11 protein-coding genes, 1 tRNA gene and 1 pseudogene are annotated in these 13,446 nt (G+C 65.1%); 5 read left to right on the forward strand and 8 right to left on the reverse strand.

The genetic code is table 11. From position 1 onward, the window contains the following. The 3 genes from FVW27_RS20335 to FVW27_RS20345 all read left to right on the forward strand — a co-directional run. Window positions 1-774: FlgO family outer membrane protein (locus FVW27_RS20335; protein ID WP_167128927.1), on the forward strand; the 774-nt coding region annotated here is incomplete at its 5' end. A gap of 17 nt (window positions 775-791) precedes the next feature. Continuing rightward, on the forward strand, window positions 792-1,058 hold the full coding sequence (locus FVW27_RS20340; protein ID WP_167128930.1) for a hypothetical protein: 267 nt from the start codon (window positions 792-794) through the stop codon (window positions 1,056-1,058). 22 nt (window positions 1,059-1,080) lie between these two features. Beyond that, window positions 1,081-1,656, forward strand: coding sequence for a FlgO family outer membrane protein (locus tag FVW27_RS20345; protein ID WP_012611270.1), 576 nt, complete (start codon window positions 1,081-1,083; stop codon window positions 1,654-1,656). A 366-nt stretch (window positions 1,657-2,022) separates the two neighbouring features. Here FVW27_RS20345 and lon read toward each other — a convergent pair whose 3' ends face one another. From lon to FVW27_RS20370, 5 genes and pseudogenes are all read right to left on the reverse strand, one after another. After that, window positions 2,023-4,485 (reverse strand): endopeptidase La, encoded by a 2,463-nt coding sequence (gene lon / locus FVW27_RS20350; protein WP_167128933.1) that lies wholly within the window; start codon window positions 4,483-4,485, stop codon window positions 2,023-2,025. Between the two features lie 404 nt (window positions 4,486-4,889). Further along, window positions 4,890-6,143: an ATP-dependent Clp protease ATP-binding subunit ClpX gene (gene clpX, locus FVW27_RS20355; protein ID WP_167128936.1), complete on the reverse strand. Its 1,254-nt coding sequence runs from the start codon at window positions 6,141-6,143 to the stop codon at window positions 4,890-4,892. A gap of 7 nt (window positions 6,144-6,150) precedes the next feature. Next, window positions 6,151-6,759: pseudogene (clpP, locus tag FVW27_RS20360) on the reverse strand (ATP-dependent Clp endopeptidase proteolytic subunit ClpP); the annotation flags it as partial. 566 nt (window positions 6,760-7,325) lie between these two features. Next, a complete protein-coding gene (gene tig / locus FVW27_RS20365) occupies window positions 7,326-8,624 on the reverse strand; it encodes a trigger factor (protein WP_167128943.1) in 1,299 nt (432 codons plus the stop codon). Window positions 8,625-8,705: 81 nt separating this feature from the next. After that, a tRNA-Leu gene (locus FVW27_RS20370) sits at window positions 8,706-8,790 on the reverse strand. 343 nt (window positions 8,791-9,133) lie between these two features. Here FVW27_RS20370 and FVW27_RS20375 point away from each other — a divergent pair. Together FVW27_RS20375 and selD are read left to right on the forward strand one after the other, a co-directional pair. After that, on the forward strand, window positions 9,134-10,096 hold the full coding sequence (locus tag FVW27_RS20375) for a selenium metabolism-associated LysR family transcriptional regulator (RefSeq protein ID WP_167128946.1): 963 nt from the start codon (window positions 9,134-9,136) through the stop codon (window positions 10,094-10,096). Continuing rightward, window positions 10,093-11,145: a selenide, water dikinase SelD gene (selD, locus tag FVW27_RS20380; protein WP_167128949.1), complete on the forward strand. Its 1,053-nt coding sequence runs from the start codon at window positions 10,093-10,095 to the stop codon at window positions 11,143-11,145. The genes FVW27_RS20375 and selD overlap by 4 nt, the downstream gene beginning before the upstream one ends. Window positions 11,146-11,355: 210 nt before the next feature. Here selD and rplQ read toward each other — a convergent pair whose 3' ends face one another. Genes rplQ through rpsD form a run of 3 tightly spaced genes read right to left on the reverse strand, consistent with a single transcriptional unit; the run spans window position 11,356 to window position 13,432 of the window. Next, entirely contained in the window at window positions 11,356-11,760 is a 405-nt protein-coding gene (rplQ, locus tag FVW27_RS20385; RefSeq protein ID WP_167128952.1) for a 50S ribosomal protein L17, read from the reverse strand. After that, a complete protein-coding gene (locus tag FVW27_RS20390; RefSeq protein ID WP_007521063.1) occupies window positions 11,750-12,793 on the reverse strand; it encodes a DNA-directed RNA polymerase subunit alpha in 1,044 nt (347 codons plus the stop codon). The genes rplQ and FVW27_RS20390 overlap by 11 nt, the downstream gene beginning before the upstream one ends. 12 nt (window positions 12,794-12,805) lie before the next feature. Further along, entirely contained in the window at window positions 12,806-13,432 is a 627-nt protein-coding gene (gene rpsD / locus FVW27_RS20395; RefSeq protein WP_035063976.1) for a 30S ribosomal protein S4, read from the reverse strand. Window positions 13,433-13,446 lie beyond the last annotated feature (14 nt).

A 13,446-nucleotide genomic window follows, 5' to 3' on the forward strand; every position in this document is an offset into this window, starting at 1 on the left:
GGCGCAACCGCAGTGGCCGAGATGCGCCAGTCGCAGGGCGTGCCGCCGCAGCCCGCGTCCATGGCGCCTCAACCCCCACGCCTTGGCGCGGACCCCGGCGCCCCGCTGGAGGCCAGGGAATCGGGCGAGGCCAACGTGAACGGGCAAACCATGCCCCTGTCCACGGTGGTCACCCACGACAACGGCTTCATGGTGCCCGACAATCAGGGCGGCATGTTCTGGAGCAAGGGCGTGCCGCGCCCTCAGGCGGACCCCAACTACATGGAAGCCCGCGAGCTGAAGCTGAAGGTGCGTGAACTGGTGGACCAGTTGTTGGCCACGGTGCCCAACGATGCCCTGATGGGGTACATTGCCCTGCCCACGTCGTTCGTGAACCAGGACGACTTCGACGAATCGTCGTCGCTGGGCCGGTACATCGCCGAGCAGTTGTTCTACGAATTCAACCAGCGCGGCTTTCCCGTGCGTGAATACCGCCTGCCCGGCACCCTGCGCCCGCGCGAGGGCGAAGGCGAATTCCTGCTGTCGCGCAACGTGGGCGTGCTGCCCGCGCGCGAAGGCTGGGCCGTGTTCGTGGCGGGCACCTACTACCGCGACAAGTACAGCGTGTTCATCAATGCCCGGCTGATCCGCGCGGCGGACGGCCTGGTGCTGCGCACGGCGGAACTGGTGATGCCCGCCAACGGCCTGTTGGGCCGCATGCTGGCCAATACCGGACGCAAGCTGATGGGCGGCTCCATGAACATCGGCGATTTCGACCGGACTGCCCGGAAATAGCCGCGAGGACTTCTGCCATGCGTACCCCCGCCATCCTTCTGCTGCTGGCCAGCCTGGCTTTGCCCGTCCTTGCCGGGTGCGGCAGGCAGGTGGCCTCGGTGCCGGAAAGCGACGAGGCCCTGCACAACTGGCACCAGGGCCGCACCTATCAGGCCCAGGGCCGCTACGAACTGGCCCGCGAACACTACCTGCTGGCCCTTGCCGCCGCGCGCTCCGACGACGTGCGCGACGCCCTGGCCCGCGAAGTGGACGTTGTGGACCGCCAGATAAAGACGCTGCGCTGACGCGGCGATTCCGGAGCATCCCATGAAGCGCATACTCGCCCTGCTCGTGCTGACCATAGGCCTGCTGCTGCCTCTGGCGGCGGCCGCCGCCAGCGTGCCCGAAGCCGCCGACGCCATGGCCGCCGCCATGGACGTGCAGATGGCCCGCAAACTGGGGCAGGAAGCCCCGCCCGCCAAGGGCATCAGCATCATGGTCACCACCCCGGTGGACCTTGGCGACCTGGAAGGCGCCAACGGGCTGGCCCGCCAGATGGCGGAAGAAATGTCCCGCTGGTTCGTGCAGGCGGGCTACCGGGTGCAGGAAATCCGCAAGGGCCGCACCATCCTGTTCCAGCCGGAAACGGGCGAACTGCTGCTGACCCGCAAGACGGAACTGCTGGGCACCCAGAACGTGTCCAGCGTGGCCATTCTGGCGGGCACCTACACCATCACCCCCAAGGCCGTGCGCTTCAACATGCGGCTCATCCACACCCCATCCAACGAGGTGCTGGCCATGGGCACCGCCACGGTGCCGGTTTCCGAGGAACTGCGCCCGCTGCTGGTGGACGCCTCGCGCCTTGGCCCCATCCGGCCCAGCGTGGGCACCAGCCTGCGCTGACACACAAATTCCGACGCCCGGCCCCGCGCGCCAGCGGGGCCAGGGCACGGGCACCACGCCCAGGATACGGACCGCCCCGCCCTGCCGTTCAGGACGGGGCGGCTCCTATTTGACGTACCGAAATCCTCCCCTCTCCCCAACAGCCCTTCGCAAACAAAGAGCCCCCGTCGCGTTTCCGCTACGGGGGCTCACCAGACCAAACAAAACGTTTGCGGGTGGGAAGGGGGGCCGGGGGAAGGGAGGGGCTTTGCACCAGCCGTTGGGTGCGCGCGTAGCGCGAACCTTACGGATGGCGACCGCAGAGCGTCAAAGCCCCCTCCCTCCCCCGGTTACTCTTGCATCAAATCACCCTTGCTACCACGCCGCCTAGTGCGCCGTGGATACGGGCGGGGTCACTTCGCAGCCCGCGCCTTCGCGCAGGGTGCGGAAGAGCGGCAGGCCTTCGTCGGCACGACCGGAGAAGATGGCTTCGGCTTCGCTTTCGAGTGCCAGGGGCAGCACTTCGTCCACGTGATCCACGAAGGTGATGGTCAGGTCCTTGAGGATTTCGTCGGGGACGTCCTTGAGGTCCTTCTTGTTGTCGCGCGGCACGAGCACCTTGGTGATCAGGCCCCGGTGCGCGGCCAGCAGCTTTTCGCGCAGGCCGCCGATGGGCAGCACGCGACCGCGCAGGGTGATCTCGCCGGTCATGGCCACGTCGTTGCGCACGGGCACGCCGAGCAGCGCCGAGACCAGCGAGGTGGCCAGGGTGATGCCTGCCGAGGGGCCGTCCTTGGGGGTGGCGCCTTCGGGCACGTGCACGTGGATGTCGATGTCCTTGTGGAAGTCGCTGCGCAGGCCGAACATGTTGGACCGCGAGCGCACGTAGGACAGGGCGGCCTTGGCCGATTCGGTCATGACGTCGCCGAGCTTGCCGGTGATGACCACCTTGCCGGTACCTGGCATGAGGGCGGTTTCCACCATCAGCAGTTCGCCGCCAAGTTCGGTCCAGGCAAGGCCGGTGGTCACGCCCACCTGCGCGTTGGCCTCGCGCTCGCCGTAGCGGAACTTCTTCACGCCCAGGAACTGGGACAGGTTCTGCCGGGTGACGGTGACCGTCTTGTCCAGGTCGTCGGCCTCGACGATCTGCATGGCCACCTTGCGGCACACGCCCGCCAGTTCGCGCTCGAGGTTACGCACCCCGGCCTCGCGGGTGTAGGTGCGGATCATCTCCAGCACGGCGTTGTCCGACATCTTCACGTTCTCGGGCTTGATGCCGTGGGCCTCGATCTGCTTGGGCAGCAGGAATTCGCGCGCGATGCGGCGCTTTTCCGTTTCGAGGTAGCCGGGCAGCCGGATGATTTCCATGCGGTCCTGCAACGGCAGGGGGATGGAATGCAGGCTGTTGGCCGTGGTGATGAAGAACACCTGTGACAGGTCGTAGTCCATGTCCAGATAGTGGTCGTTGAAGGTGTTGTTCTGCTCGGGATCCAGCACTTCCAGCAGGGCGGCGGAAGGGTCGCCCCGGAAGTCCATGCTCATCTTGTCGATTTCGTCCAGGCAGAACAGGGGGTTGTTGAACTTCACCCGCTTCAGCGACTGGATGATCTTGCCGGGCAGCGCACCCACGTAGGTACGGCGATGGCCGCGGATTTCGGCCTCGTCGCGCACGCCGCCAAGGGAAAGGCGCACGAACTCGCGGCCCGTGGCCTTGGCCACGGACTTGGCCAGCGAGGTCTTGCCCACGCCGGGGGGGCCGACCAGGCACAGGATGGGGCCCTTCAGGCGGTTCACCAGCTTCTGGACGGCCAGGTACTCAAGGATGCGCTCCTTGGGCTTTTCCAGGCCGTAGTGGTCGGCGTCGAGAACCGTGCGGGCCTTCTCGATGTCGATCTCGGTTTCCTTCAGGGTGTTCCACGGCAGATCGAGAATCCAGTCCACGTAGTTGCGCACCACGGTGTACTCGGCGGACGAAGGCGGCATCTGGCGCAGCTTCTTCATCTCGCGCAGGGCCTTCTCGCGCGCCTCGTCGGGCATATTCTTTTCCGCCAGGCGCTGTTCAAGCTCGTTGACCTCGGCCTGGGGGTCTTCCTCGCGGCCCATCTCCTTGTGGATGGCCTTGATCTGCTCGTTCAGGTAGTACTCGCGCTGGTTGCGCTCCATCTGGTTCTTGACGCGGTTCTTGATGCGCTTTTCCATGGACGAGATGGCGATCTCGCCCTGGAGCAGCTCGTACACCTTTTCAAGGCGCACCACCGGGTCTTCCAGTTCCAGCACTTCCTGCTTCTTGCGATAGTCCACCTTCAGGTGGGGCATCACCGCGTCGGCCAGGCGGCCCGCCGTGTTTATGGCGGTGATGGCCAGCAGGGTTTCCTGCGCCAGCTTCTTGTTGATCTTGCTGTATTCCTCCAGCGCTTCCTGCGTGGCGCGCACCAAGGCCTCGGACTCGGCGGTCAGGGCGTCGGATTCGCGCAGGGGCAGGATGGAGGCGCGGGGAAATTCGCCCTCGCCTTCTTCGCCAAGGGCTTCCCAGCGGGCGCGGTACAGGCCTTCGAACAGCACCTTGATGGTGCCGTCGGGCAGGCGCAGCAGTTGCAGTATCTTGCTGACGGTGCCGACCTCGAACAGGTCTTCGCCGCCGGGCTTTTCCACTTCGGGCTCGCGCTGGGCCACCAGGAATATCTTCTTGCCGTAATCGGAGATGGCGTTCTCGATGGCCCGGATGGACGCCTCGCGCCCCACGAACAGGGGCACGATGGAGCGCGGGAACATCACCACCTCGCGCAGCGACATCAGCGGCAGGTCCAGAACAGGACGGGCCTTTTCGCCATCAACGTCGAAATCGCTCATTCATTCCTCCAGAACGGCGGCAGGGGCCGCCGGGTGCCCGCGCGCCGGAAGGGGGCGCGGGAGCCCCGCGTGCGAGACGGGGCACAATGCACACAAACTAGTGTCCCGATTCCCGTTGTCAACGCACCCCCGAAGGGGCGGCGGGGCGATTGCCGTGGTACCCTGCGGGGTACCGGGCGGAAATCCGCAGTTGACGCCAAGCCGGGTGGTCCATGCGCGGCCGCCCCCCGTGAAAGTTTCTCCCGTGGATGGGGAAAGGGGCGGACTCCAGCGACAGGGACAACGGGGCCGGTCGGGTGCCAGTGGACGTCATAAGCATCACGGGCGTCACGGGGCCGCATCAGCACGGCACTCGGGACAGAACCATAACGGCGCGGCCCTTGCGGACCGCGCCGTTGCATTCGCTAGGAGCCGGTCTTGGCCTCGGTGTGATAGATCATCACCGGTTCGCGGCTTTTTTCCACCACGGCGCGGTTGATGACGCACTCCTTGATGTCCTGCTGCGAGGGCAGCTTGTACATGATGTCGAGCATCACCGATTCCATGACGTTGCGCAGGCCGCGCGCGCCGGTCTTGCGTTCGATGGCCTGGCTGGCGATGCTCTTCAGCGCGTTGGCGGTGAAGCGCAGGTTCACCTTGTCCAGTTCGAACAGCTTCTGGTACTGGCGCACCAGCGCGTTCTTGGGCTCGGTAAGGATGCGCACCAGGTCGTCCTCGCTCAGTTCCTCCACGTGGGTGACCACGGGGATGCGGCCCACGAATTCGGGAATCAGGCCGAACTTGACCAGGTCGTTGGGGTGCACCTGGCCCAGCAGTTCGCCGAAGGGCAGATCCTTGCGGGTGGCCACCTTGGCGCCGAAGCCCATGGCCCCGCCGCCGATGCGCTGCCCGATCAGCTTGTCCAGCCCGATGAACGCCCCGCCGAGGATGAACAGGATGTTCGAGGTGTCCATCCTGATGAATTCCTGCTGCGGGTGCTTGCGTCCGCCCTTGGGCGGGATGTTGGCCTCGGTGCCTTCGATGATCTTCAGCAGGGCCTGCTGCACCCCTTCGCCCGACACGTCGCGGGTGATGGAGGGGCCGTCGCCCTTGCGGGATATCTTGTCGATTTCATCTATGTAGATGATGCCCTTGGACGCCGCCTCAATGTCGTAGTCGGCGTTCTGGAGCAGCTGGACCAGGATGTTCTCCACGTCCTCGCCCACGTAGCCGGCTTCCGTCAGGGTGGTGGCGTCGGCGATGGCGAAGGGCACCTTCAGCACGCGGGCCAGCGTCTTCGCCAGCAGGGTCTTGCCGCTGCCGGAAGGACCGATGAGCAGGATGTTGCTCTTTTCCAGTTCCACCTCGCCGCCAAGGGCGCTGGCGAAGAAGACCCGCTTGTAGTGGTTGTGCACCGCCACGGACAGTATCTTCTTGGCCTGATGCTGGCCGATCACGTATTCGTCGAGCTTGGCCTTGATCTCGGCGGGGGTGAGCAGCTTGCCCTCTTCCACCGTTTCGGTGATGTGCTCCTGCGCGATGATCTCGTTGCACAACGAGACGCATTCGTCGCAGATGTAGACGCCGGGCCCGGCAATGAGGCGCTGGACGGCGTCCTGCCCCTTGCCGCAGAAGGAACAACGCAGCTCGCGTTCCGAGCTGCCCTTGGTATTGGCCATGATGTACCTACTTCGCTTGGTTCTGCGTGGCATCCCGCCGCGAGGTGAGGATGCTGTCGATGATGCCGTATTCCTTGGCCTCGGCGGGTCCCATGAAGTAATCACGCTCGGTGTCGTCGGCAACCCGTTCCACGGGCTGGCCGGTGTGGCGGGCCATGATTTCGTTCAGGTTGGCCTTCATGCGCAGCACTTCTCGGGCCTGGATGTCGATATCGCTGGCCTGCCCGGAGAAACCGCCCGAGGGCTGGTGGATCATGATGCGGCTGTTGGGCAGGGCGTGACGCATGCCGGGGGCGCCGGCGGCCAGCAGCAGCGCGCCCATGCTGGCGGCCTGGCCCAGGCACAGGGTGGCCACGGGCGAGGTGATGTATTGCATGGTGTCGTAGATGGCCATGCCCGCCGTCACCGCGCCGCCCGGCGAGTTGATGTACAGGTAGATTTCCTTCTCGGGGTTTTCCGATTCGAGGAACAGCAGCTGCGCGCAGATGAGCGAGGCGATCTGGTCGTCGATGGGGGTACCGAGCAGGATGATGCGGTCCTTCAGCAGGCGCGAATAGATGTCGTAGGCGCGTTCGGAACGGCCCGAGGTCTCGATGACTATGGGAACTGGCATGTGCCTCTCCTGCGTGTATCGGCGTGAACTGCCGCGTGCTGTCGCGTGCTGCCGTGTGCGTTGGTGATTTCTGGTCCGGGCGGCCGGGGGGCCGCATTCCGGGGCCGGGCGCCGGGTTCCGGTTCCGCCGCCAGTACGGCTGACGGCCAACCGCATGCTCTGACGCGCACCCGGTTCCGGCGCATGCCGCATCGTCTCCGGCCATGTCAGGGGCCTGACTTGCCAAGTGCTGGACTGACTTGCCAAGCCATGGCCTGATCTGCCGGGCCATGGCCGGAACGGCCACCGGGAAGACACGGGCCGGTGCGGAACTTACTCGTTGCCCGAAGGATAGCAGAAGACCGCACCGCACCACAAGGCGCCCGTGGCGGCCCGGCCGTCTGGCCGTATTTCATGGTCGGAGCGCCCGCCGCCGTGCGTCACTCACCAGTCTTGTCGGTCGAAAGCCGCGATGCTTTACGAACCACCCGCCAAAACAAGGGCAGGGAAGGTGCGGGTGCACCCCCCCTGCTCCGAACATGCGTCCATGAACCGGGCGGGCCGGTTCGCGTGCGCGGGCAAAGCGGCCGCTACTTCGCGGCGGGCTCCACCTCGGTCACGGCGGCCTTCTCGTAGATGGCGTCCATGGCCTTGTCGGCCAGCATGCGGTCGCGCAGCGAGAAGATCAGGTTGTTCTTGATGTAGTAGTCCTTCAGGGCATTGTAGTCCTGGCCGGAGCGCATGGCGATCTGCTGGATCTGGGCGTCGATCTCCTGCTCGTTCACTTCCACGCCTTCCTTGCGGGCGGCGCGCAGCAGGAATATCTGGGTGCGGGTCACCTGCTCGGCTTCGGGGCGCACTTCGGCGCGCAGTTCCTCAGGCTTCTTGCCCAGGGATTCCATGCTCTTGCCCTGGCGTTCCAGCTTGGAGCGCATGTCATCCAGCAGGTGGCCGACGTACATGTCCACCATGGATTCGGGCAGGGGGAAGTCCACCATCTTCAGCAGCTTGTCCAGCATGGTCTTCTGGGCGGTGGCCTTCACCAGTTGGGTGCGGCTCTGCATGTAGGAAGAGGTGACCGCCTCACGCATCTTGTCCATGGACTCGAAGCCACCGGCCTTCTGGGCCAGGTCGTCGTTGGCCTCGGGCAGGCGGCGTTCCTTCACGGCGTGCACCTTGACCTTGACGGTCAGGCTCTTGCCAGCGAAGTCGGGGTTGATGAAGTCCGCCGGGAAATTCAGAGGGCCTTCGCCTTCCTGGCCGGGAGCCAGGGTCTTCACCAGGCTCTCAAAGTCTTCCAGAGCCTGGCGGTCGCCAAGGTTCATCTGGAAGTTCTCGGCGCTGATGCCTTCCACGGGCTCGCCGTTCTCGAACGCGGCGAAGTCCAGCACCACCACGTCGCCGTCCTTGCCGGGGCGCGCTTCGGCCACGGGCACCAGTTCGGCCATGTTGGTGCGGATGCGGGTGATGACTTCATCCACTTCCTTCATGTCCACCACGGCCTTTTCCTGCTCCACGGCAAAGCCGTCGTAGTCGGGCAGGTCGAATTCGGGCAGCACTTCGAAGGAAATGCTGTATTCGAAGGGGGTGCCGCGTTCCAGCTGCCCGCCGTCGAAGTCGATGCGCGAGATGGGGTTGGCGTCCAGCGCGGTCATCACTTCGTTGATATGCACGTTGACGAGGTCCTGGGTGGCCTCGCCGTAGATTTCCTTGCGGAAGCGGCTTTCGACCAGATTCGAGGGCACCTTGCCCTTGCGGAACCCGTCGAGGCTCATGTTGGTGCGGTACATGGCGATGGCGGCGGACAGGGCGGCCTCCACCTCTTCAACAGGCACCGAGATGTTGACCTTTTTCTTGACCGGGGAAAGATCTTCGACGGTATATTCCATGGTGCTGCGCTCCTTGTGAAAATCTTGTTGGTGCCCGTCGCCCCTGCCCTGCCCCGTTACGGGAAAGCGGCGCGGCGGCGCTGGTGCCGGGGGCGGGGATTGAACCCGCACGGTGTGAACCACTGGCTTCTAAGACCAGCGCGTATACCAGTTCCGCCACCCCGGCAGTGCGACGGCGCGATCCGAGGCCGTCAGCCCGGCGCCCCCACCCGTGCGGCTGTGCGCATGGTGGAAGGCGGTCCGGTGGCGGTTCGGCAACGCTTCGGAAAGCCCGCTCCTTTACCATTTGTGCCAACGGAGCGCAAGCCCGTGCCGGGACAGGCGCGGCACTCCGGGTGGGTGCACGCGCGACGTCGAGGGGCCGGGCTCAGCGCGTATCTCCGCCCGGCCCGTATTTCCTCCCGCCCCTCCCCCTCCAGCCTGCCGCAACGCCGGGCACGCATGAGAAAGATGGTTTCCAACCCTCCAGCTTTCTTGACGTATCGTTTCCATCAATATACACAATCGACATGCTGGATTTCAGAAGACTCGAAGCATTCTGCAAGGTCTACGAACTGCGCAGCTTCTCGCGGGCCGGGGCGGACCTGTTCCTGTCCCAGCCCACCATCAGCGCGCACGTCCTTGCACTGGAAAAGGAACTGGGCGTCCGCCTGCTCGACCGCATGGGTCGGCAGGTGCTGCCCACGCCCGCCGGAGAAGTGCTGTACCGGCGCGCGTCGGAGGCGTTTGCCAGCCTTGCCGCCGCAGAGGCCGAAATCGGCCAACTGCGCGACGAGGTCAGCGGCGATCTTGTGGTTGGCGGCAGTACCATACCCGCGCATCACGTCCTGCCGGAGGTCATCGCCGGGTTCGTGCGCACCTATCCCTCGGTGCGCGTGCACCTGCGCGTGGGCGACACGGCGGACATCGTGCAGCGCGTCACCGATGGCGAGCTGATGCTGGGGCTGGTGGGCGCGGTGGAGCCGCACTCCGACCTGGTGTTCGAACCGCTGGTGGACGACGAACTGGTGGTGGTGGCCGCGCCGGAGCTTGCAGGCGGCAGGCGTCACGTACAGGTCGAGGAACTGGCCCAGTGGCCGTGGATCATGCGCGAGGCCGGGTCCGGTACGCGGCGCACCTTTGCCGAGTCCCTGGCCGCCGCAGGCATGGACGTGCGGCGACTGCCGGTGGCCCTGGTGGTGGACAGCACCCAGGCTGTCGTGCAGTACGTGCGCGCGGGCCTTGGGATCAGCGCCACCTCGCGCCTGGCCGTGGCCGAAAGCATCGCCCGTGGCGAACTGGTGGAACTGCAACTGGACGATTGTCGCCCTGCGCGACAATTCCACTCGGTACGGCATGCCCGGCGGCACCAGTTCCCTGCGGCGGTGGCCTTTGCCGCCTTCCTCGGCGAGCATACCAGCCACCTGCGCAACGGCCATGCAACGGGCGCCGAAGCTGGCAACACCAAGACCCGTCACAAGGACAAGGCATGAGCCGCATCCGTCTGGTCGATTCGGTCAAGGCCGCCGGTTGAGCCGCCAAGGTGGCTCCGGGGGACCTGGAGCGCATCCTGGCGGGGCTGCCGCGCGACCCGTCCGTTGAAGACAGGGTCATCGTGGGCACGCGTCACAACGAGGACGCGGCCGTGGTGCGCCTGCCCGGTGGTCAATCCATCGTGCAGACGCTGGACTTCTTCACGCCCATCGTCAACGATCCCTACCGGTTCGGGCGCATCGCCGCAGCCAACGCCCTGTCTGACGTCTACGCCATGGGCGGCGAACCATGGTGCGCCATGAACATCGTCTGCTTTCCGGTAAAGCGGTTGCCGGAATCCATCCTGGCCGACATCCTGCGCGGCGGGTCCGACGCGATGCGCGAGGCGGGCGCTGCGCTGGTGGGCGGCCACAGCGTGGAAGACGATGAAATCAAGTACGGGCTGTCCGTCACCGGCCTCATTGATCCAGAGGTCATCGCCTCCAATGCCGGTTTGCGCCCCGGCGACCGCCTGCTGCTCACCAAACCGCTGGGCACCGGCATTCTTGCCACCGCAGTCAAGGCCAACTGGCCCGGCTGCGACGCCCACGAGGAAGAACTGTTCCGCTGGGCCGCGCGCCTGAACAAGGGCGCGGGCCAGGTGATCCGTGAATTGCGACTGAAGGCCGCCACCGACGTCACCGGCTTCGGCCTTGGCGGGCACTGCCTGGAAATGGCCGGGGCCTCCGGGGTCACCGTGGCCCTGGACATCGCCGCCCTGCCTGTGCTGCCCGGCGTGCTGGAACTGGCGAGCATGGGGCTGGTGCCGGAAGGCAGCCACGCCAACCGCGCATACTGCCACAAGTACGTGCACGCGGAACCCGGTGTCAGCCCCGAGTTGGCCGACGTGGCCTTCGACGCCCAGACTTCTGGCGGCATGGTGCTGGCCGTGCCGCCGGACCAGGTGGGCCGGGCAACTGCCCTGCTGGCCGAAACCGGAGACCCCGCCTACCCCGTGGGCGAGGTGCTGGAACAGTTGCCCGGCGGCGTGCGTTTGCTGCTGCGGTAGCAGGATCGCGCACCATCTTCCGCCATCCTGTCGGCGGCTGGACCACCCTGCCCTCTGCCCCCCCCCGGCACATGCCCTCGACAGCACCCGACAGCCCCTGACATGAAAAGGCCGCCCCATCCCGGAGCGGCCTTTTCCTTTGCTGACGAAAAACGGGGCGGACCATGCGGTCCGCCCCGTTGATGTACATGATGCCGAAGGCGTAACCGATTACTCGGCGGCCTTCTTTTCTTCCGCCGGGGCTTCGGCGGCGGCGGGCTGGTGGGTCAGTTCGATGACCGCCAGCGGGGCGTTGTCGCCCTTGCGGGGCAGACCCAGCTTCACCACGCGGGTGAAGCCGCCGGACACGCCGACAAAGGCGGGGCCGATGTCGTCGAACAGGCGCTTGACCAGCTGGTGCGAACCCAGCACGTCGTACGCCAGACGGCGGGAGTGCAGGTCGTTGCGCAGGGCCAGGGTGATCAGCGGTTCGACGATGCGGCGCAGTTCCTTGGCCTTGGTCTCGGTCGTGCGGATCTTGCCGTAAGTCAGCAGGGCCTTGGCCATGTTGCGGAACAGTGCCTTCCGGTGGGACGGCGTTCTGCCCAGCTTCTTGCCGGAATTGCTATGCCTCATTTTGCTGCTTCCTCTTCCATTCCTGGTATTTCTTCTCGAAGCCGTCGACCTTCATGCCGAAGTCCAGGTTCATGTCGGACAGCACGCGCTTGATTTCATCCAGCGACTTGCGCCCGAAGTTCTTGGTCTTCAGCATTTCGTTCTCGGACTTCTGAACCAGTTCGCCCACCAGGGTGATGTTGGCGCTCTTCAGGCAGTTGGTGGCGCGCACGGACAGTTCGAGCTCGTCGATCCCCTTGAACAGGTTCTCGTTAAGATCGCTGCTGCCCGACGAATTGCCGGAACTTTCACCCGAAATGCGCTCATCGAAGTTGATGAAGACGGATATCTGGTCCTTGATGATCTTCGCACTGTAGGCAATCGCATCTTCGGGGGTCACGGACCCATCGGTCCAGACCTCGATGATGAGCTTGTCGTAGTTGGTCATCTGGCCGACGCGAGCCTGCTCCACCGTGTAGGCGACCTTGCGGACCGGGGCGAAGCTGGAATCCAGCTTGATCAGCCCGATCTCTTCGCTGAGGCCTTCGTGCATGTCCGCGGGCACGTAGCCCTTGCCCATGCGCACCTCGAACTCGAAGGTGAGTTCCAGGTCTTCGGTCAGCGTGGCGATGTGCAGGTCGGGGTTGAGGACCATCACGTGCTGGTTGGTCTTGATGTCGCCGGCCTTCACCGCGCCCTTCTTGTTCACGGAAAGCTCCAGGAACTGGGGCTCGTCCGTGTCCATGGCAAGACGCACCTGCTTCAGGTTGAGGACGATGTCGGTCACGTCCTCAAGCACGCCGGGAATGGTGGTGAACTCGTGCTGTACGCCCGAGACCTTCACCGAGACGAACGCCGCGCCCTGAAGCGACGACAGCAGAACCCGACGCAGCGCATTGCCGATGGTGGTGCCGTAGCCACGTTCCAGCGGTTCGCACACGAACTTGCCGTACATGGCATCGGCCGGGTCGCTGTCCCGGGTGATCTGTTCGGGCTTCACGAGCTCCGACCAGTTCCGGGTGTTGATAAGCCTGTCGCCTTGTTTGATGAGCATGCTCACACCCGCTTATTTGGAGTAAAGCTCGACAATCAGGTGTTCGTTGATCGGGAACTGAATGTCTTCGCGCTGCGGCAGGGCCTTGACCATGCCCTTGAAGTTCGGACCGTCCACTTCCAGCCACGAGGGGCAGCCGCGACGGGCAATAACTTCCTGGGCCTCGGCGATCACGGGGATCTTGCGGCTGGCTTCGGGCACTTCGATGATGTCGCCAACGCGAACCTGCATCGAAGGAATGTTCGCCTTGCGGCCGTTCAGCGTGAAGATGCCGTGTCGCACCAGCTGGCGCGCCTGCTGGCGCGAGTTGGCGAAACCGAGACGGTAGATCACGTTGTCGAGGCGGCGTTCGAGAATGGCCAGCAGGTTGGCGCCGGTCACGCCCTTGGCCATGTCGGCCTTGTGGAAGTAACCGCGGAACTGGCGTTCAAGAACGCCATACACGCGACGGACCTTCTGCTTCTCGCGCAGCTGGACGGCGTAGTCGCTCACCTTCTTGCGGGCGCGGCCATGCTGACCGGGCGCGTAAGGACGACGGTCGTACGCGCACTTGTCGGTGTAGCAGCGGTCGCCCTTGAGGAAAAGCTTGGTGCCTTCACGCCGGCACATCCGGCACTTTGCGTCATTGTACTTAGCCAAGGCTGGATCCTCCT

The sequence above is a fragment of the Nitratidesulfovibrio liaohensis genome (assembly GCF_011682075.1).
GTDB lineage: Bacteria > Desulfobacterota > Desulfovibrionia > Desulfovibrionales > Desulfovibrionaceae > Cupidesulfovibrio > Cupidesulfovibrio liaohensis.